Origin of the sequence: Bradyrhizobium sp. SRL28 (genome assembly GCF_018596315.1) — a bacterium.
Classification (GTDB): Bacteria; Pseudomonadota; Alphaproteobacteria; order Rhizobiales; family Xanthobacteraceae; genus Bradyrhizobium.
Genome location: NZ_JAHEAG010000230.1, coordinates 1 through 427 on the forward strand (window position 1 = coordinate 1; position 427 = coordinate 427).

The 427-nt window shown below is 51.3% G+C and carries 1 protein-coding gene; it reads right to left on the reverse strand.

From position 1 onward, the window contains the following. Positions 1 to 427 (reverse strand): AMP-binding protein (locus KIP88_RS46125; protein ID WP_214494670.1); only part of this gene is annotated, 427 nt, incomplete at both ends.

The following is a 427-nucleotide window of genomic DNA, read 5'->3' on the forward strand; positions in this document are numbered from 1 at the left end:
TGTTCGCAGATACAGCCATTTCTGTTGGAACGTCATAAAAGATACAACCGACAACTGTTTCGGTTGGGCCATATTCATTCACCATTCGGGCCGTGGGCTGGATCTTGCGCCACAACTCAACTGTTGAATGCGACAGCGCTTCACCGCCGATAATAAATGATTCAACTTGGCTGGCAGCGGAGTCCGCCAGCATCTGTTGCCCAAGAGCATCCAGATGGCTCGGGGTGATCTTGATTGTTCCGCATTCCGCGCTGATCTTTGCTTTTAACCCCTCGACCTCTTGTCCCTCCATCATAAGATCTGCATGGCCACCACAGATCAAGGGTGCAAACAGGCTGGTAACTGTTGCATCAAAGGCCAGAGGAGAGGAGACCACGGAGGATGATCTGGAATCGTAGGCATGACAGGCCCAGCACAGATAATTTGT